The organism is Devosia sp., from assembly GCF_028290435.1.
In the GTDB taxonomy this organism is placed as follows: domain Bacteria; phylum Pseudomonadota; class Alphaproteobacteria; order Rhizobiales; family Devosiaceae; genus Devosia.
In genome coordinates, this window is sequence record NZ_JAQGJV010000014.1 from 1 (window position 1) to 18789 (window position 18789).

Consider the following 18789-nt stretch of genomic DNA (forward strand, 5'->3'; position numbering starts at 1 on the left):
GAACGTCGCGCTGGCCCAGGGATCGCGCGACCGCATTCCCCTCCCACCAAACTCCCCACGGCCGTTCGTCGCGAACCCGCAGCCATTGTGGAGATATCGGGAGGGAGTATGCGGGAGGATTTGGGGGCGGGGATTAGTTGGGTAAGGGGCAAAAGGCGGCCCCAATCTCGGTGTCACCCCGGCGCAGGCCGGGGCCCATTCTGAGATCGTGGAGCGCGCCGCGAGATCGTGTGGGAGTCACCACCACCTCGCGGCTGGGCGACCATCTCGGGCTGGCCCCCCGCCTACGCCGGGGTGACACCGTGGGTGGGTGGCATCGTGCTGGGGCGATGCGGTGGCAGAGCCGATAGTTCGGGCTAACCTGTCAGCCCCCCACCCAGGCTGGTGGCAAGATTACCCAAGGTGCATCCAGACCAGTGTGACACGCCGCTCCCTCTCTGCTATGTGCGGGCGCAAATCTGTTGCGGGAGCCCTGCCTTGATCATCGAGCCCAAAATTCGCGGTTTCATCTGCACCACCGCCCACCCGGTCGGTTGCGCCACCAATGTCCAACGCCAGATCGACCATGTGGTCGTCAAAGGCGCGATCCCCTCGGATCGCAGGCGCGTGCTGGTGCTCGGCTGCTCGACGGGTTACGGGCTGGCTTCGCGCATCGTCACCACCTTTGGCAGCGATGCCGATACCGTGGGCGTGTCCTTCGAGCGCCCGCCGGCCGAGAACAAGACCGCGAGCGCTGGGTGGTACAATAACCGCGCCTTCGAACAGCGCGCCAAAGCCGCCGGTCGCGTGGCCGTCACCGTGGAAGGCGACGCCTTCTCCGATGCTATCAAGGCCGAGGTTGTCGAAGCCATCAAGGCCAATCTCGGCCAGGTCGACCTCATCGTTTATTCCGTCGCTTCCCCGGTTCGCACCGATCCGGTGGACGGCGTCACCTATCGCTCGGCCATCAAGCCCTATGGCAGCGCCGTCACCTCCAAGACTCTCAATACCGGCACCGGCGAAGTGTCCGAAATCTCGGTCGAGCCCGCGACCGAGGAAGAAGCCGCCGCCACCGTCAAGGTCATGGGCGGCGAAGACTGGGAACTCTGGATTGCGGCCCTGTCGCAAGCCGGCGTTTTGGCCGATGGCTTCCAGTCGCTCAACTACACCTATCTCGGCAGCGAGTTGACTTGGCCGATCTACCACAAGGGTACGCTGGGCCGGGCTAAGGCCGATCTCGATCGCGCCGCCGCCGCCATCCGCGCCCAGTTCGGCGAGCATGCCGCCCATGTGGTGGCGCTCAAGGCCGTGGTGACGCAGGCCAGCTCCGCCATCCCGGTCGTGCCGCTCTATGGCACCCTGCTCATCAAGGTCATGGATGAAATGGGCATTGGCGAAGGCACCATCGAGCAGATCGACCGCCTCTTCCGCGTCAAGCTCCAGGGCGATATCGCCCTCGACGAGGCCGCCCGCGTCCGCGTTGACGATTGGGAACTGTCCGACACTGTCCAGGCTGAGCTCAAGAAGCGCTGGGCCGTGCTCACCACGGAAAACCTGTCCACCTTGGCCGACCTGCCGAAGCACCGCGAGGAATTCCTCAAGCTGTTCGGCTTTGGCCTGGGTGGGGTCGACTACACCGCCGATGTCGATCCGCAGGTCGTTCCTGCCGCTTGATCCAACCATGACCCCGCCGCTCACGCCGATGGACCTGGCATTGTCGCTCGCCGAGCAGGCGGCGGCCAATGGCGAGGCCCCGGTGGGGGCGGTGGTGGTCGAAAATGGCGTGGTACTCGCCGCCGAGCGCAACCGGATGAAGGCGCTTGGCGATCCCACCGCCCATGCCGAAATGCTGGCCATTCGCGCCGCCCTCGCCACGCGCGGCAGCGGGCGGCTCGACGGCTGCGATCTCTATGTGACGCTCGAGCCCTGCGCCATGTGCGCCGGCGCCATCGCCCATGTCCGGCTGCGGCGGCTGTATTTTGGCGCCGAGGATACCAAGGCCGGGGCGGTCGAAAACGGCGTGCGGCTGTTCGAGCAGCCAAGCTGCCACCATGCGCCCGAAGTCGTCGGTGGGCTGGGGGCCACGCGGTCGGCGACACTGCTGAGAGATTTCTTTGGCGCGCTCCGCCGCATCGAGCCGCGCTAGCGTATTGGCCTGCGCCATGTGCAAATAAAAAATTAACGTCTCAAGTGAAACTGCGGCGCTTCGGCTTCCGTAATTGCTCTCAACTGAATGCAAAACCGCAGTCAGCATCGGGGAGCAAAATGAAAATCACGTTCGGTAAAGTTCTGATGGCAGCCGCGACCGCTGCGATCATGTCGTCGGCCATTTCGGTAACTTATGCGCAAGACAATCCGATGGTTGGCGGCGCTGCGATGTTCGCCACCAAGAACATCATCGAGAATGCCATCAATTCCAAGGATCACACTACGCTCGTCGCCGCCGTCAAGGCCGCGGGCCTCGTGGAGACGCTCGAAGGTCCCGGCCCGTTCACCGTGCTGGCGCCAACCAACGAAGCGTTCGACGCCCTGCCGGCCGGCACAGTGGAAACGCTGCTGAAGCCCGAAAACAAGGCGATGCTGACCACCATCCTGGCCTGCCACGTGATCCCGGCCAAGGCGCTCTCGACCGACATCATGTCGATGGTCAAGGCCGATGGCGGCAAGCATGTCGTCGACACCGTCGGCGGTTGCAAGCTGACGCTGGAAGCCAAGGACGGCAAGGTCACCGTGACCGACGAAAACGGCACCGTCGCCAACGTGACCATCCCCGACGTGATCCAGTCCAATGGCGTGATCCATGTGATCGATGCCGTGCTGACCCCAAAGGCCGCCGATCAGGCCATGGCAACCGAGCCGATGGCGCCTGCCGATGCAATGGCGCCTGCTGACGCAATGGCCGGTGACTTCCCGATGGTGGGTGGTGCAGCCATGTATCCGACCAAGGATATCATCGACAACGCCGTCAACTCGGCCGATCACACCACGCTGGTCGCTGCCGTCAAGGCTGCCGGTCTGGTCGATACGCTCAAGACCCCGGGGCCGTTCACCGTGTTCGCCCCCACCAATGAAGCTTTCGCCAAGCTGCCTGCCGGCACGGTCGACACCCTTCTCAAGCCTGAGAACAAGGACCAGCTGGTCAAGATTCTGACCGCCCACGTTGTTGCCGGCAAGCTGTCGTCGGCCGATCTGCTGGCCAAGATCAAGGCCAATGGTGGTCGCTACAACTTCAACGCCGTCGGCGGCGACGCCCTGACCGCCACACGGCGCGGCAGCAAAATCTACATCTTCGACGAAGCCGGTGGCGCCGCCGAGATTACCATTGCCGACGTCAACCAGTCCAATGGCGTGATCCACGTCGTCAACGACGTGCTGCTGCCCAAGTAAGCAATGCGATCTGACCGAATATGAGGCCCCGCCACGGCGGGGTCTTTTTCATTGCGCCCGGCCCAACCGGACGGTGGCATCTAGCCCGCCTTGACCTTCTGCTGATTGGCCATCCAGGCTTCGATCTTGGCATCAAGGATGCGTTTGAAACGGTCCTTTTCCTTTTCGGCGTGGCCGACGATTTCCTTGACGCGCCAGAATTCCATGGCGCCGAAGGAGGCGACGTGGGGCCGGATATACATATCGGGCGGATAGGCCGCCATCATGTGCGCAGTCAGCGAATGCATCATGATCTGGGCCGAGCCGAACCACAGGTCGAGCGCCTTGTGGTCGGTCTTGGTGATGCCTTCCGACGGGTCGCCATTGACGTCGATGCCGATCAGGAAATCGGTATCGATATCGGCCTGGTCGAGCGGCAGCGGATTGACCACGCCGCCATCCACCAGGATGTGGTTGGCGTAGTGCACCGGCTTGAACAGGCTCGGAATGGCGATCGAGCCCGCGATGGCGGGCCGCAGGTGTCCCGAGCTGAACACCACCTGGTGCCAGGATTGGAAATCGGTGGCCACCACATAGAGCGGGATTTTGAGGTCCTTGAACTCGCTGGGAAAGCCGGGCGGCGTGAACGCGTCCACAATGCTGGTGGCATCGAGCTGCATCGAAATGCCGTTCTTGAGGATGCCGCCGATCCCGCGCAATTGCGTCGCCCACAGTTTGCCGGCGATGATGCGCATGGTGCCCAGTACATTGTAGGAATGCTCGCGCAGCTCGGCCCCGCTCATGCCGGCGGCCCACCCGGCGCCGATCAGCGCGCCGATCGAGGTGCCCGAAATGACGCTGGGTCTGATGCCCAGTTCGTCCATCGCCTCGATATAGGGAATGTGCGTCAGCCCGCGCGCTGAGCCACCGCCAAGAGCCACGCCAATTCGTGGGCCAGAAACCGTGTTCGCCATGTCCCGCTCCATGCCTTTGGACTGGAGGCGGTCGATCAGCACCTGTCCCCGCTGTTGCAGCGGGGTCGGTAGGCGCTCGTCCGATGTCTGGTCAAAGGCAGTTCGGCGATAGGGTAGGCCCGCGAGGTTTACGAAGCGTTCAGACGCCTTTACGGGCGATTTCGCGCCAGCCGATGTCTCGGCGGCAAAAACCCTCGGGCCAGTCGATCTTGTCCACGGCATCGTAAGCACGGTTCTGCGCTTCCTGGACATCGGCGCCTAACGCGGTGACATTCAACACGCGTCCGCCATGAGCCAGTAAACGCGCACCCTCGCGCCGCGTTCCGGCATGAAACACCTGCAGGTCGGAATTATCGAGGCCGTCGGCGCCGCGGATTTCCGAGCCGTTGGCATAAGGCCCCGGATAGCCCTTGGTGGCGAGGATAACGGTCAGCGCAAACTGGTCTTTCCAAACCGCTTTACGGCCCTTGAGATCGCCCGTTGCGGTCCACAGCAGCAGCTGCAACAGGTCCGACTGCAGCCGCATCATCATCACCTGGGTTTCCGGATCGCCGAAGCGGGCATTGTATTCCACGAGCTTGGGACCATCGGCGGTGAGCATCAGCCCGGCATAGAGCACCCCCTGATAGGGCGTGCCGCGCGCCGCGAGCCCCCGCACAGTCGGCTCGATGACCCGGGCCAGCGTCTCTTCATAAATCTCGCGCGTCATCACTGGGGCAGGGGAATATGCCCCCATGCCGCCCGTATTGGGTCCGGTGTCACCGTCGAAGGCGCGCTTGTGGTCCTGAGCGGTGGTCAGCGGCAGGATGTTTTCGCCGTCGCACAGTACGAACAGGCTGACCTCCTCGCCCTCCATGAATTCCTCGATGACGACTTCCGCTCCCGAAGCCCCAAAGGCGCCGGAGAAGCAATCGATGATCGCCTCCTCGGCCTCCTCGACGCTCATCGCCACCGTCACGCCCTTGCCGGCAGCCAGGCCATCGGCCTTGATCACGATGGGCGCGCCACGGGCATAGAGATAGGCCAGCGCGGCCCCCTCATTGTCGAAGCGCCCATAGGCGGCGGTGGGAATGCCCATCTCGTCGCACAGCGCCTTGGTAAAGCCCTTGGAGCCCTCAAGCTGGCCAGCCGCCTTGGATGGGCAGAAGCAGGTGAACCCCGCCGCGCGCACGTCGTCGCCCAAGCCAGCGACGACCTGCGCATCAGGCCCGACGACGACGAAATCGATCGCCATCAGCTTGCAGAAATCCGTCACTGCCTTGTGGTCGGTAATGTCCATGACGATGTTTTCGGCCACCGAACCGGTGCCGCCATTGCCGGGCGCAATGAACAGTTTGGTCAACAGCGGCGACTGCGCGATTTTCCACGCCAGCGCATGCTCGCGTCCACCCGAACCAATCACTAGAACGCGCATGGAAATCTCCGTCTCTCAATCGTCACCCTCTCTCACAAGGGACGAGGGCGAACAAGGGCCTCCTTAACAGGAGAGCGGCGTGGCCCTCTTCACCTCTCCCTTTGGGGGAGAGGTCGGCGCGCAGCGCCGGGTGAGGGGGCCTTTACTTGGTGAGGTACCGCGGAAGGCCCCCTCACCCGACCAAAGATGGTCGACCTCTCCCCCAAAGGGAGAGGTGAAGGAAGTCCGTGTCCGCCACTCTTGACGCCTCCGCCTCGATAGCGCACCAGAACACCATGGCCGAAACGCTCACCAACGCCACCGAATATACCGTTTCCGAAATCTCCCAGGCGGTCAAACGCACGGTCGAGGAAGAGTTCGGCTATGTGCGGGTGCGCGGCGAAATCTCGGGATTTCGCGGGCAGCATTCGTCGGGCCATGCCTATTTCACGCTGAAGGACGAAAATGCGTCGATGGACGCCGTGGTCTGGAAGGGCAATTGGGCCCGGCTGGCCTTCAAGCCCGAAGAAGGCCTCGAAGTCATCGCCACCGGCCGGCTGACGACGTTCCCGCGCTCCTCCAAATACCAGATCGTCATCGACAATATCGAGCCCGCCGGCGCCGGGGCATTGATGGCGCTGCTCGAAGATCGCCGCAAGAAGCTGCTCGCCGAAGGCCTGTTCGACCGCGAACGCAAACGCGAAATACCCTATCTGCCGCGCGTCATCGGCGTCATCACCTCCCCGACCGGCGCCGTGATCCGCGATATCCTGCATCGCCTGGAGGATCGCTTTCCCAGCCACGTGCTGGTCTGGCCGGTGCGCGTACAGGGCGATACTTGCGCCCCCGAGGTGGTCAACGCCATTGAGGGCTTTAACGCGCTGCTCCCCAACGGCCCCATTCCGCGCCCCGACCTGCTGATCGTCGCCCGCGGCGGCGGCTCCATCGAGGACCTTTGGGGCTTCAACGAGGAAGCCGTGGTGCGCGCCGTCGCCGCCAGCGGCATTCCGATCATTTCGGCGGTGGGCCACGAAACCGATACCACCCTGATCGACTACGCCGCCGACATGCGCGCCCCAACCCCCACCGCCGCCGCCGAAGCCGCGGTGCCGGTGCGCAGCGAACTCATTGCCTATGTGGACGATCTCGGTTCCCGCCAACGGCAAGCGGCGCGGCGCGTTTCCGGCAGCGCTCGCGACCGGTTGCGAGCCGCCGCTGCCGGATTGCCGCGCCCAAGCGACCTCGTCGCCACCCAACGCCAGCGGCTCGACCACGCCGCCACCAACCTGCTGGGTGGCCTGCGCCATTCGGTGCAACGCCAGCGTGTGCAGTTCTCCCGCATCGAGCCGCGTCTGGGCCCGCAAGTGCTGCGCCAGCGCAAAGAGGATCTCGCGCAACGGCTGGCAAACCTGGCCGGACGCTCCGAAACCGGCCTGCGCAAAACCGTCGACCGGGCGCGCCTGACCTTCGATCCACGCGCCGATCGTCTGGTGCCATCAGCCAGGCGGCTGGTCGAGCGCAAGGTGGGCCTGCTAGCTGCCATCGGCCCCAAGCTATCGCCCAATGCCCTCAAGGCGGAACTCCGCCACTCCCAGAGCCAGTTAGCACCCTTGGCCGCACGCCTGCTGGCCGGCTTCGGCGCCAGCCTCGCGCAACGCCGGTCCGCCCTCGACCAGGCCGGCAAGCTGCTTGCGTCGGTGGGCTATGAAAGCGTCTTGGCACGCGGCTTTGCCATCGTTACCGACGGGCAGGGGCAGTTGGTCCGCACCAAGCAGGGCCTCGAGGCCGGCGACCCCCTGACTATCCGCTTCGCCCATGACGAGACCGTGCCCGTCCTCGTCACCGGCGCCCATGTCGCGCCGAAGAAAAAGCCCCGGACGACAACTGATAACGATCCGCAGGAAAGCCTCTTTTGACGCGCGCCATTGAGCGCTATATCGAGGTCCAGCAAGGATTTGTGCGATGAACATTTTCGACAAGGGGTTTAGCCCCACCGAAGCGGTGATCCGCTACCTGGACGGCGACTATGTGGTGATCAAGCCGGGCACGTTCGTCCGCTGTGCCATTACCGGCAAGACCATTCCGCTCGACGAACTGTTCTATTGGAGCGTCGACCGCCAGGAGGCCTACGCCGACGCGGTGGTTGCCAACGAGGCGCTCGAACGCTTCGGCCGCGGGAACTGAGACGGTGGCTGTAGCGTCCAGCCGTCTCAGATACCTGTTCATTTCCAACGGCCATGGCGAAGATGCAATCGCCGCCGCCATCGTGCGCCAAATGCCCGATACGGTGTCCATCGAGGCCTATCCGATGATCGGCGCCGGCAATGCCTATACGGGTGCCTGCCCGGTGGTCGGCCCGCGCGCGACGCTGGCCTCGGAAGGCTGGCGCAACGTCAAGGGCTCGCTGCGGCGCGATATCGCGACCGGCGGCCTGCGTACCGTGCCGCCAGCGCTGCAATTCCTGCGCCGTGTCCGCGGCAGTTACGACCGCGTGGTGGTCATCGGCGACATGGTGGGTGTGCTGGCCTGCTGGGCCACCGGCTACCGCGATCTCTATTATCTCGATGTCTACAAGACCGGCGCCGCGCGGCTCTATTCGGGCCTGGAGCGTTGGGCCATCAAGCAGAGCTGCAAGGCCGTGTTCTGCCGCTCCGACAATCTGGCCTCGTCATTGACCGCCATTGGCGTCAATGCCCGCTGCGCCGGCAATGTCATGATGGACACCATTCCGCACGGCAAATACGACGCTGCCCAACGCCGCAAGCGCTCCTTCGCGGTCACGCTGCTGCCCGGCAGCCGTGCGCTCACGTCCGAAAGCTTCGCCCTGCAAATCGAAGCGCTCCGCAAGCTGGATATGTCGCTGTGCCCGGACGTATTCTTGGCTGTCGCCGGCGGCGTCAAGGTCGAAGACCTCGCCAAGGCCGCTGGCCTCCGCCGTTCTTCCACGCTGAGCGCCGAATCCGACGATCTGGGCGAACTGTCCGATGGCAAGCTGACCGTCCACATGGCGCGGGGCGGGGCGATGGGCAACCTGCTGGCCCAGTCCGATATCGTCATGTCGCAGGCCGGCACGGCGACCGTGCAAGCCCTCGGGCTGGGCATTCCGGCCATCACCTTCCTCAACCCCCGCGACCGCCGCTCGCGGTTTCGCGATGAACAGACGCTGTTCGGAGATGCGCGCGTGGTGGTGCCGGCTGAGGCCGACGCGGTCGGCAATGCCCTGAGCAAGCTGCTATCGGAGCCGGCCGAACGCATGCGCCTCGGCCGGATGGGTCGCGAGCGCATCGGTGAACCGGGTGCGGTGAATGCGATTATTGAGACGCTGGTGGCGGAGTAGGGCTCTCAGAAGAGCGCTGGCCGATCAAGATTCCTCTCCCGTCGGGGAGAGGGTGGCCGAGCGAAGCGGAGGCCGGGTGAGGGTGTCTGCCCCTCAGACGCGGCTGATAAGACCAGAAGCGCAGCCAATTTTTTGGAAATGGCAGGTGCGGCGGCCACACTAGAGCGAAGCTGAACTGGCTCCGAGGGCAGACACCCTCATCCGGCGCTGCGCGCCACCTTCTCCCCGACGGGGAGAAGAATAGAAAGCACCGCCCCCCCTACGCCTTATGCGTTTCCGGCTCCAACAGCCGATGCAGATGCACGATGAAATACCGCGTCTGGGCGCTGTCCACGGTCATCTGCGCCTTCTGCTTCCACGCCGTATAAGCAGTGGCATAATTCGGATACAGCCCGACGATGTCCACGGCCGCCAGATCGGTAAAGGTCACGCCCTCGATGCTCGACAGCTCGCCGCCGATCACGAGATGAAGCAGTTGTTTGGGTGAATCAGTGGCCATTGTCTGTCGTCCGTTTTTAAGGTGTCATTGTCTGCGATAGCGGGGTTTCCGACGGGCAACCGTAAACCTTGATCAGCGCCGCATGCACCAAAGGTTGTAGGCTCATGTCGCCGAGCGCCGCAAGCGCACCGTGGCGCACATCACGCTTGTTAAAAACGGGGAACCCGGTGCACACGTCGGAGAAGTTGATGCCCGCTTCGTCCAGAATCACCGCCGCCGCCGCGATATCCCAATCCTGCGAGCCGCGCCGCGATACTGCCGCGTCGATCTTGCCGGTCGCCACCTGCACCAGCCGATAGGCTAGCGACGGATAGGCCGGCCCACGCACATAATCCAGACCCGCCGCCTGCATTTCCTGATGCACCGCCCCCGGCGCCGGAATCAGCGGCGCCGAACCGGCCCGCCGCCGCCGCACCAGCGGCTCGGCATTGAGCCGTGCCCCGCCACCCTTGACCGCGTCATACATTTCATTGCGCGCCGGCGCGAAAACGACGCCCGCGATCGGCACGCCGTTTTCCACCACCGCCAGGCACACCGTCCAGCTATCCTCGCCATTGATGAAGCCGCGCGTGCCATCGATCGGGTCGACCACGAACACCCTGGTGCAGGACAGGCGCGATGGATTATCGACCGTCTCCTCGCTGAGCCAGCCATAATCGGGCCGCGCAGCCAACAGCGCCGAGGCCAGATAGCGGTCCACCACGATGTCGGCTTCGCTCACCGGCGAGGCGTTTTCCTTGGTCCAGGTCTTCAGTTCGCGCCGAAAATAGCTGCTGGCGATGATCCCCGCCGCCACCGCACAGGAGCGGAGCAGTTCAAGATCTTCTTTTGCGGAAGTGGGCGGCTTGGTCATTGCCGTGGCTTTTAGGCGGTGGCCGGGCTTTGGACAAGGGTGGCTCGCGCGGTGGCGATCAACACCCTGTTTGGCCTGCGTCCAGTATCTTCAAACAGATAGCGCACGATAGCTTCAACGTGGCGGAAATTTGCTGGTTAATGCCCCCGCAAAAGACCCGGTTAATTGCTTCCTACACCTGGTTATACCCTGCTAACCCTCTCGGAAAACAACATAAACTTAACCGAACCGATTAAGGGGGCAGGTAAGGGGACGCGCTATGGTGACCCCACGAAAGAGAGCGCCGACAAGCTCTCGAAGTTGACAGGAAGGCAGACGAAAATGGTTCATGGCGTAGGAATGGAAGGCGCATCGGTTGTCCTGGCTTTTGGTAAGCCAGCGGTGATCGACAAGCGTTTCTTGGCGGCCAATGACAATGGACCCAAGGAACCGGTCAAGACCGTGACGGTGCGCAAGCAGCTCGAAAAGAGCGGCGTTGCCATCAAGATCAAGGTCCCGGTCGATGAGTTCATCGGCGTCGCGGTGGCCACCGCCATTTCGGAGGAGGGCGTGCTGACCTCCTCGATCGAACTGGTGCACGGCGATAGCGAACTGAATTATCGCGTGTTCGAAGAAATCGGCAATCACAACGTCGTCGCCGAATGGCAGAACTGGGGCCGCAAGCTGCGTCTGCCCCTGTTCATCAAGGCCGGCGATGGCGCCTATATGCCCTATAGCCAGCAGGTCGACGGCGTGGCGCTCGGCGCTTCCGCGTCCCGCCGCAAAATGGCCGCCGATGCCAACCGGCGCCCCCGCTTCCTCAACCGCCGCAAGCCCGGCCAGGAAGCCAACTAAGAGTTTACCCGCCCCGACCGAGCGCTGCATCGCTCCTAACGGGTTTGCCTCCAAAGCACGCTAAAGCCGGTCCCCTGGGCCGGCTTTTGGCGTTTGGGTCGTGCCACGCCCTCGTGGTTGGAGGGTCGCTGCGCTCCCGCCTCACCATGAGGACTACTTACAGATCACGATACCAGTAGCCCTCATGGTGAGGTGCGAGTTCTTACGAGCCTCGAACCACGAGGGCGTGGCACGATCTCTACCAAACCCACTCCGCCAACAGCGCCAAGCTCAGCGCAATCCCCACCAGATTATTCGACAAAAACTTGGCCAGCACATTGCCGGGGATATCCTTGTTGAACGTCTGCACCTGCCAGGCCAACAGCCCCGCCGCGACCAGCGACAGCCCCGCGAACACCAGTCCGGCCCCAGCCAGCACTGCGGCCACCAGCCACAGCACATAAGCGATGCCATAAAACACCCCGATCAGCAGCCGCGTCTGGCTGCCGAACAGGCGGGCGGTGGATTTGACGCCGATCAGCGCATCGTCCTCGATATCCTGCAGCGCATAGATGGTGTCGTAGCCGATGGTCCAGGCGATGCAGCCGAAATACAAAAACAGCGGCGCCAGCGACAATCCGCCGGTTTGCGAACTCCAGCCCACCAGCGCGCCATACGAAAACGCCAGCCCCAAAAACGCCTGCGGCCACCAGGTGACGCGCTTCATGAACGGGTAGATCGCAATCAACAGCAGCGACGCGACGCCCAGGATCACCGTGAAGCGGTTGAACTGCAGCAGGATGAAGAAGCCCAGAATGGCCTGCGCCGCGAGGAAGCCGAACGCTTCTCGCGCCGTCACCTGGCCGGAAGGTATCGGTCGCGACCGTGTGCGGGCGACCTGTTCGTCGATATCGCGGTCCACCACATCGTTAAACGTGCAGCCGGCGCCACGCATCAGCACCGAGCCGATCAGCATCAGGATGGCCGCGCGCCAGTCGAACCCGCGCACAGGATCGGCGATCGCAGCCAGCGACAAGCCAAAGACGCAGGGCCAGAACAACAGCAATAGCGGAATGGGCCGGTCCCAACGCGCCAGCCGCGCATAGGGCTTGAGCCACTCGGGTGCGTAGCGGTCCACCCAATTTGTGTTGTGTGCATCGGCAACTTTGCCGGCCGGCGGAATATTGGTATCGCTCATCGTCTGCCTTGAACCCTTGATGCCTTCAGTCCTAACTGCGCCGTCGACCCTGCGCAACACAACGAGTTCCATGCCCCGCACCCACGCTTCGCTCCCGCGCCTCTATATCGAACCCGATCTGGGGCAGGGGGCCTCGATCGCCCTGGGCAAAGAGCAATCGCTCTATCTCGCGGCCGTGCTGCGCAAGAGCGTCGGTGACGAAGTGGTGCTGTTCAATGGCCGCGACGGGGCCTGGCTCAGCCGGCTGACCAGCGATTCCAAGAAATCCGTCACGCTCGAGACCATTGAGCAGGTGGCAGCGCAAACGCCGGTCTCCGACCTCTGGTACGGCTTTGCCCCGCTCAAGACCGAGCGGCTGGATTATGTGATCCAGAAAGCCACCGAAATGGGCGCCGGCACCATCGCCCCCGTGCTCACCAAGTTCACCCAGGTCAGCCGCCTCAAGCATGAAAAGCTGGTCGCCAACGCCATTGAGGCGGCCGAACAGTGTGAAGTGCTCAGCGTCCCGGTGGTCACCCCGGAGATCACGCTGGCCGCCCTGCTGGCCGGCTGGACCACTACGCAGGGCACCCGCAAATTGATCGTCGCCGATGAAAGCGCCGCTTCCGCTTCCCCGGTGGATGCCATTACGGCGCTGCGCGGCACTCCCATTGGCCTGCTCATCGGCCCCGAAGGCGGCTTTTCCGACGAGGAACGCGCCCAATTGCGCGCGCAACCCTTTGTGGTCCCGGTCAGTTTAGGCCCTCGAATCCTGCGCGCCGATACCGCCGCCGTGGCCGCCCTGGCGGTCATTCAAGCAATCATCGGCGATTGGCGATAAAAGGCGATTGCTTTCATCCGGGCGGACGCTATGTTCGCGCCCACTCCTGACCCCTCAGCCTCAGAGGACTTTATGGCCGGCGCCGAAAGCATTTCTCCCCCCATCGAATCGCGTGCCGACCTGATCGAGGCAATGGCCAAGGGCAGCAAACCCGCATCCGAATGGCGCATCGGCACCGAGCACGAAAAGCACGTTTTCCATACCGATCCACTGCGTCCCGTCGCCTATGAGGGGCCCAACGGCATCCGCGCCCTGCTCGATGGCATGTCTGCCGCGACCGGCTGGCAGCCTTTCCTCGACGAAGGCAATCCCATTGGCCTTTGGGACATGGACACGATGGGCGGCATTTCGCTCGAGCCCGGTGGCCAGTTCGAACTCTCCGGCGCGCCCCAGCCCGACCTGCATGCGACCGCCCACGAAACCGCCGAACACATCCGTGTTGCGAAGGAAGTCGCCGCGCCGCTCGATATCCATTTCCTCGGTCTCGGCGTCACGCCCCTTTGGTCGGTCGCCGAAATCGAGCGCATGCCCAAATCGCGCTACGGCATCATGGCGCCCTATATGGACAAGGTCGACACGCTCGGCACATCGATGATGTTCCGCTCCTGCACCGTGCAGACCAACCTCGATTTCTCTTCCGAAGCCGACATGGTCAAGAAGCTGCGCGTCTCACTGGCGCTGCAGCCGGTGGCCACGGCCCTGTTCGCCAATTCGCCCTTCGTCGATGGCAAGGACAGCGGGTACCTCAGCTATCGCAGCCATATCTGGCTCAATACCGACAATGACCGCACCGGCATGCTCCCGTTTGCCTTCGAAGAAGGTTTCGGCTTCGAGCAATATGCCGACTACGCCCTTGATGTGCCGATGTATTTCGTCCTCCGCGATGGGCATTACATCAACGTCGCTGGCGAGAGTTTCCGCGCTTTCCTCGAGGGCAAGCTGCCGCAATTGCCGGGCGAAAAGCCCACCAAACGCGACTGGAACTATCACCTCGGCACCATCTTCCCCGAAGTGCGCCTCAAGACTTTCCTTGAAATGCGCGGCGCCGATATGGGCGACGAAAAGTCCGTCACGGCGCTCTCGGCCTTCTGGGTCGGCCTGCTCTACGACGAGATTTCGCTGGAAGCCGCCTACGAGATGATCAAGCCCTGGACCGAAGCGCAGCGCGATGAGATGCGCCGCGAAGTCCCCAAGCATGGCCTCGCCACTCCGTTCGACCGCTCGAACCTGTACGACATCGCGGCCCAGGCGGTGGGCATTGCCGAAGCCGGCCTCGTCCGCCGCGGCATCCGCAATGGTGACGGCAAGGACGAAACTATCCACCTGGCGCCGCTGGAAGAAACCATCCGCTTGGCCAAGTCGCCAGCCGAACGCTGGCTCGACCTCTACCACGGCGAATGGAATGGCGATTTGACGAAGATCTTCAAAGCCGCCGAGATCTAGGCGAAGCCACCTCTCCCTTCGGGGAGAGGTCGACCCTCTTGGGTCGGGTGAGGGGGCCTTCCCCAAGCACCGCACCAAGAACAGGCCCCCTCACCCGGCGCTACGCGCCGACCTCTCCCCCAAGGGAGAGGTGAAGATCACTTCGTCTGCAACTCAAACACCCTTTTCCCTGCCCACGCCCCCAGCGCAATCAAAACCAGCGCCAGCACCAATCCCAGCCCCACCTCGAACGTCCCCACCTCGCCGCGGAACAGCGCCCGCACCGCATTGACGATGTGCTTGAACGGGTTGACGTCCGACAGCAATTGCAACCATTGCGGCGCCAGCGACATCGGCAGCAAAATCCCCGACAGCAGCAGGATCGGCAGCGACACCATGTTGACCAGCGGCGCAAACGCGTCCTCGCTCTTCATCGCCAACCCCGCCGAATAGCTGAAATACGAGAACGCCGCGCCCAAGAGGCCAATCATGATTATGCCCAGCACCGCCGCACCCACCGGGACGCGCAGTCCGAAAAACAGCGCGCAGACGATCAGGATGATCGCCTGAACCACCAGCACCACGACGTCGCGCAGTACCCGCCCGGTAATCAAGGCGACGCGGCTCGCCGGCGACACCAGTTCCCGGTCGATCACCCCCGAGCGCCACTCGGCGATAATGCCAAAGCCCACGAAGGCTCCGCCGAAGATGCCGAGTTGCACCAGCAGCCCCGGCACGAACACGGTCCACGCATCCCCCGGCGGAAATCCCGGCGCGTTGGCCAGCGGCACCAGCAGCGGCCCGAACAGCGTCAGATACAGTATCGGCTGCAACACCCCGATCGCCACCCACATCGGCTGCCGCAACGACAGCCGCATGGCGCGGGTAAACACAGTCCAGGTATCGGAAAAGAAGGTCATGGCTTGGTCCCTTTGAACCCGAATTGTTTGGCAAGATAGTTCAGTCGGTTTCCCCTCCCCCTTGAGGGGAGGGGTTAGGGGTGGGGGGAACGCGCCGCGAGAGTGGCGATCAATTCAGCCACACTCAGCTCCCGTTGCGGCTTCCCCCCACCCTGGCCCTCCCTCAAGGGGGAGGGGACGCAGACTGATGGGTCTATTCCCGCAGCGACCGCCCCGTCAGCGTCAAAAACACATCGTCCAGCGTTGGCCGATTGACCTCGACACCAATCGCCTCGATCCCGGCCTTGGTGAATTCCGCCAGCACCACCGGCAGCGCCGAACCGCCATCGGGCACATGGAACCGCACGATATGCCCATCGGTCACCGGCACATCGGCTCCCGGCAACATCCCCGCAACCCCCGCCGCCTCGGTCGCGTCTTCCGCCCGCCGCAGCGTCAGCGTGATCGTATCGCCCGAAACGCGCTTCTTCAGTTCCGCCGGTGTGCCCTCGGCAACGATCTGCCCCTGGTCGATGATCAGGATGCGATCGCTCAGCGAATCGGCCTCGTCCATGTAGTGCGTGGTAATGAACACCGTGGTCCCCATCTCGTCGCGCAGCTTGCGGATATGGGTCCACAGGTTCGCCCGGCTTTGCGGGTCGAGCCCCGTCGAGGGCTCGTCGAGAAACACCAGCTTCGGCTCATGGATCAGACCCATCACGATATCCAGCCGCCGCCTTTGCCCGCCCGACAGCGAACCGCAGGTGCGGTCCCACACGTCGGCCAGGTCGAGATCGGCCAGCAGCTTTCGCGCCCGCGCCTCGGCGGTCTTGGGGTCAATGCCATAGAGCTTGGCATGGCTGACGATTTCCTCACCGGCCCGCGCCTCGGGCGCCGTCGACCCCGCCTGGCTCACATAGCCAATTGCCCGCCGCACGCCGACCGGATCACCCCGCAGGTCATGTCCCGCCACCACGGCCGTACCGCCGGTTGGCTCCAGCAGCGTGCACAGCATTTTCAGTGTCGTCGTCTTGCCGGCCCCGTTGGGTCCGAGAAAACCAACGATCTCTCCAGCCCGCACCGACAGATCGACTCCGCGCACCGCCTCGATGGATTTGCCCTTCGCCTTGTAGGTCCGCTTGAGGCCCCGCGCTTCGATCATCGCCGTATCCATGTGAACTCCCCGTCGCCCCATCGCACTCAGACAAATTGCCTAGGTCCTGCGCAGGGCAGAACGTGTCAGCAGTCTTGCGTCGCGAACTATCTTGATCTATAATTATCTTATGAATCAAGATAACCAAACGTCAAGCGATAATTTGAATGTCGGCGTCTGGGCGACCCCGCAGGGGGCTCGTCTGCAGCAGGCGGTTCGCGCCAACCAGACCGCCAGCGACATGTTCGATGATTGCCTTGCCCGTTTCATGGGCATCAATCGCACCGACGCGCGCTGCATGGACATTATCGAACGCCACGGTCGGGTCACCGCAGGCCAGCTGGCCAGCGACAGTGGTCTCACCACCGGGGCGGTGACCGTCGTCATCGATCGGCTCGAAGCCATCCGCTATGTCGTGCGCGAGCGCGATCCCGCGGATCGCCGCAAGGTCTGGATCAAAATTACCCAACTGGCCGGAGATTTGTCGGACCGGCTGTTCAGCCATTTCCAGCTGATCGGCCCGGCCATGCTGGCCCGGTTTACGCCCGATCAGCTCGCCGCCATTATCGAATTCCTCGAGGTCGGCAGCCAGATCAATCGCGAACTGTCATTCCTGCTCGAACAGCATGTCGAGCGCGGCACGCTGTCGGCAGAGACGCGCATGATCAACGCCCGCGCATTTCAGCGCGATGCGGGCGTGAAGATGAAGGCCATTGTCGCGGCAATGGAAAATGGCCGAAAGCTGGAGGATTGAAGCGTTACTCCGCCGCCTCCGCCAGCGGCACGCGCGTATCGAGGTTCCCCATCGACTGCACGATGTGGTTGGCCAGCACGTCGTAAATTCCGCCATAGGCATGACTGCCGCGCATCAACGCGATTTGCGCATCGCTAAGCCGTGGCATGCCCTGTTCTTCGCCGAGCACCCGCATGCCCGGCTGCAACGCGCTTTCCGGCAGGAAGCCAACGGCGAGATCGGACAGCACCGCGCTCGAAATCGCCGTAGCGTTCGATGACGTATAGGCGATGCGATAATCCTTGCCCACGCGGTTGAGCGCCTCGACCGCCTCGGTGCGCCAGATGCAGGTCTGCGATCCACTGGCCAGCGGCATGGGCTCGCTCGCCAGTGCCCGCCCGCCATGGCTGGCCACCCAGAACATCTTTTCGGTGCGGAACAGTTCGCCGAAATTCTGGTCGGTCCCCTGGGTGAAAACCACCAGATCATACTTGCCGGCCTTCATGCCCTCCAGCAATTGCTCGGACGCCATGCAGGCCACATCGACGGCAATCTTGGGATGGGTGCGCTGGAAGCTGGAGAGAATCACCGGCAGCAGTCGCACCGCATAGTCGTCCGGTACGCCAAACCGGATCGAACCTGCCAGATCCCCCTCGGAGAAATGATCCATGATCTCCGCATTGGTGCGCAGCATTTTGCGCGCCCGGGCATAGAGCACCTCGCCATGCTGGGTCAGCGACACGCTGCGCCCGTCCCGCGTCAAAAGCGGGTGGCCCAAACGTTCTTCCAGTCGCTTGATCTGCATCGACACCGCCGACTGGGTCTTGTTCACGCGCCGCGCCGCTTCGGTGAAACTGCCGCAATCGGCGATCGCGCAAAAGCTCTGCAACTGGTCGAGATCGAGCGGTACGGACATCGGGAATCTCCATCACAGATATTCATGAGCGGGATGAAATCTATTTGTTAGACGAATAGGTGTCCAGTCCCTAGATTGCATTCATCGGTGATCGACGATCATCGAACCCCCGGCTTCCCGGCCGGAACACACCAGTTTTGGAGAAGACCTATGGCGCTCGTGCTTTCGGGCGAGCGGTCAAGTGCCGCCGCCGTCTCAAACAATCCGGTTCGTGCAGTCTTCGCCTGGTTCGCCAAAGCGCGAGCCGGACAGGCCCGGCGCGTGGCGCTCACCAATCTTCTCGAGCGCGACAATCACCGCCTCGACGATCTCGGCATCAACCGCGCCGATCTGTTCGAAGCACTGCGCGATGACCAGCGTGCCAAATCGCTCGCGGCCCGCCGTGCCGCCAGCGCCCGCAATTGGCTCAATCCCTAGGGCTTGTGCCATCTCCG

Annotated in this window: 19 protein-coding genes and 1 pseudogene; 11 read left to right on the forward strand and 9 right to left on the reverse strand. The window is 63.4% G+C overall.

Annotation, left to right across the window (positions count from 1 at the left end):
- Positions 1–477: 477 nt before the first annotated feature.
- The 4 genes and pseudogenes from fabV (at position 478) to JWP26_RS03865 (ending at position 3366) form a co-directional block, all read left to right on the forward strand.
- On the forward strand, positions 478–1653 hold the full coding sequence (fabV, locus tag JWP26_RS03850) for an enoyl-ACP reductase FabV (RefSeq protein ID WP_299723729.1): 1176 nt from the start codon (positions 478–480) through the stop codon (positions 1651–1653).
- A 7-nt stretch (positions 1654–1660) separates the two neighbouring features.
- Positions 1661–2125, forward strand: coding sequence for a nucleoside deaminase (locus tag JWP26_RS03855; RefSeq protein ID WP_299723732.1), 465 nt, complete (start codon positions 1661–1663; stop codon positions 2123–2125).
- 146 nt (positions 2126–2271) lie between these two features.
- A pseudogene (locus tag JWP26_RS03860) lies at positions 2272–2808 on the forward strand (fasciclin domain-containing protein); the annotation flags it as partial.
- A 30-nt stretch (positions 2809–2838) separates the two neighbouring features.
- Positions 2839–3366 carry a fasciclin domain-containing protein gene (locus JWP26_RS03865; RefSeq protein WP_299723781.1) on the forward strand — a complete coding sequence of 176 codons (528 nt, stop codon included), beginning with the start codon at positions 2839–2841 and terminating at the stop codon, positions 3364–3366.
- Between the two features lie 80 nt (positions 3367–3446).
- Here the strand turns inward: JWP26_RS03865 and JWP26_RS03870 are convergent, their stop codons facing one another.
- Both JWP26_RS03870 and purD read right to left on the reverse strand, forming a co-directional pair.
- Positions 3447–4319 (reverse strand): patatin-like phospholipase family protein, encoded by an 873-nt coding sequence (locus tag JWP26_RS03870; RefSeq protein ID WP_299723735.1) that lies wholly within the window; start codon positions 4317–4319, stop codon positions 3447–3449.
- Positions 4320–4458: 139 nt separating this feature from the next.
- Positions 4459–5733 (reverse strand): phosphoribosylamine--glycine ligase, encoded by a 1275-nt coding sequence (gene purD / locus JWP26_RS03875; protein WP_299723738.1) that lies wholly within the window; start codon positions 5731–5733, stop codon positions 4459–4461.
- 227 nt (positions 5734–5960) lie between these two features.
- On the opposite strand from purD, the gene xseA reads away from it, so the two are divergent.
- The 3 genes from xseA to JWP26_RS03890 are packed head-to-tail and all read left to right on the forward strand — an operon-like array spanning position 5961 to position 9049.
- Complete coding sequence (gene xseA, locus JWP26_RS03880) at positions 5961–7628, forward strand: exodeoxyribonuclease VII large subunit (RefSeq protein ID WP_299723741.1); 1668 nt, start codon at positions 5961–5963, stop codon at positions 7626–7628.
- A 46-nt stretch (positions 7629–7674) separates the two neighbouring features.
- On the forward strand, positions 7675–7896 hold the full coding sequence (locus tag JWP26_RS03885) for a DUF2093 domain-containing protein (RefSeq protein WP_299723744.1): 222 nt from the start codon (positions 7675–7677) through the stop codon (positions 7894–7896).
- A 4-nt stretch (positions 7897–7900) separates the two neighbouring features.
- A complete protein-coding gene (locus JWP26_RS03890; protein ID WP_299723747.1) occupies positions 7901–9049 on the forward strand; it encodes a hypothetical protein in 1149 nt (382 codons plus the stop codon).
- Between the two features lie 259 nt (positions 9050–9308).
- On the opposite strand, the gene JWP26_RS03895 is transcribed toward JWP26_RS03890, so the two are convergent.
- Complete coding sequence (locus JWP26_RS03895) at positions 9309–9548, reverse strand: DUF4170 domain-containing protein (protein WP_299723749.1); 240 nt, start codon at positions 9546–9548, stop codon at positions 9309–9311.
- Positions 9549–9564: 16 nt separating this feature from the next.
- On the reverse strand, positions 9565–10401 hold the full coding sequence (locus JWP26_RS03900; RefSeq protein WP_299723752.1) for a 3'(2'),5'-bisphosphate nucleotidase CysQ: 837 nt from the start codon (positions 10399–10401) through the stop codon (positions 9565–9567).
- Positions 10402–10722: 321 nt separating this feature from the next.
- Here JWP26_RS03900 and JWP26_RS03905 point away from each other — a divergent pair, with 321 nt between their 5' ends.
- The gene (locus JWP26_RS03905; protein ID WP_299723755.1) at positions 10723–11235 is read left to right on the forward strand and encodes a DUF6101 family protein; all 513 of its coding nucleotides are present in this window, start codon (positions 10723–10725) and stop codon (positions 11233–11235) included.
- 238 nt (positions 11236–11473) lie between these two features.
- On the opposite strand, the gene ubiA is transcribed toward JWP26_RS03905, so the two are convergent.
- The gene (gene ubiA, locus JWP26_RS03910) at positions 11474–12412 is read right to left on the reverse strand and encodes a 4-hydroxybenzoate octaprenyltransferase (RefSeq protein ID WP_299723758.1); all 939 of its coding nucleotides are present in this window, start codon (positions 12410–12412) and stop codon (positions 11474–11476) included.
- Between the two features lie 70 nt (positions 12413–12482).
- Here ubiA and JWP26_RS03915 point away from each other — a divergent pair, with 70 nt between their 5' ends.
- Both JWP26_RS03915 and JWP26_RS03920 read left to right on the forward strand, forming a co-directional pair.
- A complete protein-coding gene (locus JWP26_RS03915; RefSeq protein WP_299723761.1) occupies positions 12483–13232 on the forward strand; it encodes a 16S rRNA (uracil(1498)-N(3))-methyltransferase in 750 nt (249 codons plus the stop codon).
- A 72-nt stretch (positions 13233–13304) separates the two neighbouring features.
- Positions 13305–14675, forward strand: coding sequence for a glutamate--cysteine ligase (locus tag JWP26_RS03920; RefSeq protein WP_299723764.1), 1371 nt, complete (start codon positions 13305–13307; stop codon positions 14673–14675).
- A 137-nt stretch (positions 14676–14812) separates the two neighbouring features.
- Here the strand turns inward: JWP26_RS03920 and JWP26_RS03925 are convergent, their stop codons facing one another.
- Together JWP26_RS03925 and JWP26_RS03930 are read right to left on the reverse strand one after the other, a co-directional pair.
- Positions 14813–15574, reverse strand: a complete 762-nt coding sequence (locus tag JWP26_RS03925) for an ABC transporter permease (protein WP_299723767.1) — start codon at positions 15572–15574, stop codon at positions 14813–14815.
- Between the two features lie 193 nt (positions 15575–15767).
- Positions 15768–16727 carry an ATP-binding cassette domain-containing protein gene (locus JWP26_RS03930; RefSeq protein ID WP_299723770.1) on the reverse strand — a complete coding sequence of 320 codons (960 nt, stop codon included), beginning with the start codon at positions 16725–16727 and terminating at the stop codon, positions 15768–15770.
- Between the two features lie 142 nt (positions 16728–16869).
- Between JWP26_RS03930 and JWP26_RS03935 the strand changes: the two genes are divergently transcribed.
- A complete protein-coding gene (locus tag JWP26_RS03935; RefSeq protein ID WP_299723773.1) occupies positions 16870–17460 on the forward strand; it encodes a MarR family winged helix-turn-helix transcriptional regulator in 591 nt (196 codons plus the stop codon).
- 4 nt (positions 17461–17464) lie between these two features.
- Here JWP26_RS03935 and JWP26_RS03940 read toward each other — a convergent pair whose 3' ends face one another.
- Together JWP26_RS03940 and JWP26_RS03945 are read right to left on the reverse strand one after the other, a co-directional pair.
- Positions 17465–18355 (reverse strand): LysR family transcriptional regulator, encoded by an 891-nt coding sequence (locus JWP26_RS03940; RefSeq protein WP_299723775.1) that lies wholly within the window; start codon positions 18353–18355, stop codon positions 17465–17467.
- Positions 18356–18550: 195 nt separating this feature from the next.
- Positions 18551–18789 (reverse strand): hypothetical protein (locus JWP26_RS03945; RefSeq protein WP_299723778.1); only part of this gene is annotated, 239 nt, incomplete at its 5' end.

Coding starts and splice junctions, on each gene's coding strand:
- JWP26_RS03855 (WP_299723732.1), top strand. CDS start 1,661: ATGACCCCGCCGCTCACGCCGATGGACCTGGCATTGTCGCTCGCCGAG.
- JWP26_RS03865 (WP_299723781.1), top strand. CDS start 2,839: ATGGCGCCTGCCGATGCAATGGCGCCTGCTGACGCAATGGCCGGTGAC.
- JWP26_RS03870 (WP_299723735.1), bottom strand. CDS start 4,319: ATGGCGAACACGGTTTCTGGCCCACGAATTGGCGTGGCTCTTGGCGGT.
- purD (WP_299723738.1), bottom strand. CDS start 5,733: ATGCGCGTTCTAGTGATTGGTTCGGGTGGACGCGAGCATGCGCTGGCG.
- JWP26_RS03885 (WP_299723744.1), top strand. CDS start 7,675: ATGAACATTTTCGACAAGGGGTTTAGCCCCACCGAAGCGGTGATCCGC.
- JWP26_RS03895 (WP_299723749.1), bottom strand. CDS start 9,548: ATGGCCACTGATTCACCCAAACAACTGCTTCATCTCGTGATCGGCGGC.
- JWP26_RS03900 (WP_299723752.1), bottom strand. CDS start 10,401: ATGACCAAGCCGCCCACTTCCGCAAAAGAAGATCTTGAACTGCTCCGC.
- JWP26_RS03905 (WP_299723755.1), top strand. CDS start 10,723: ATGGTTCATGGCGTAGGAATGGAAGGCGCATCGGTTGTCCTGGCTTTT.
- ubiA (WP_299723758.1), bottom strand. CDS start 12,412: ATGAGCGATACCAATATTCCGCCGGCCGGCAAAGTTGCCGATGCACAC.
- JWP26_RS03915 (WP_299723761.1), top strand. CDS start 12,483: ATGCCCCGCACCCACGCTTCGCTCCCGCGCCTCTATATCGAACCCGAT.
- JWP26_RS03920 (WP_299723764.1), top strand. CDS start 13,305: ATGGCCGGCGCCGAAAGCATTTCTCCCCCCATCGAATCGCGTGCCGAC.
- JWP26_RS03925 (WP_299723767.1), bottom strand. CDS start 15,574: ATGACCTTCTTTTCCGATACCTGGACTGTGTTTACCCGCGCCATGCGG.
- JWP26_RS03930 (WP_299723770.1), bottom strand. CDS start 16,727: ATGGATACGGCGATGATCGAAGCGCGGGGCCTCAAGCGGACCTACAAG.
- JWP26_RS03940 (WP_299723775.1), bottom strand. CDS start 18,355: ATGTCCGTACCGCTCGATCTCGACCAGTTGCAGAGCTTTTGCGCGATC.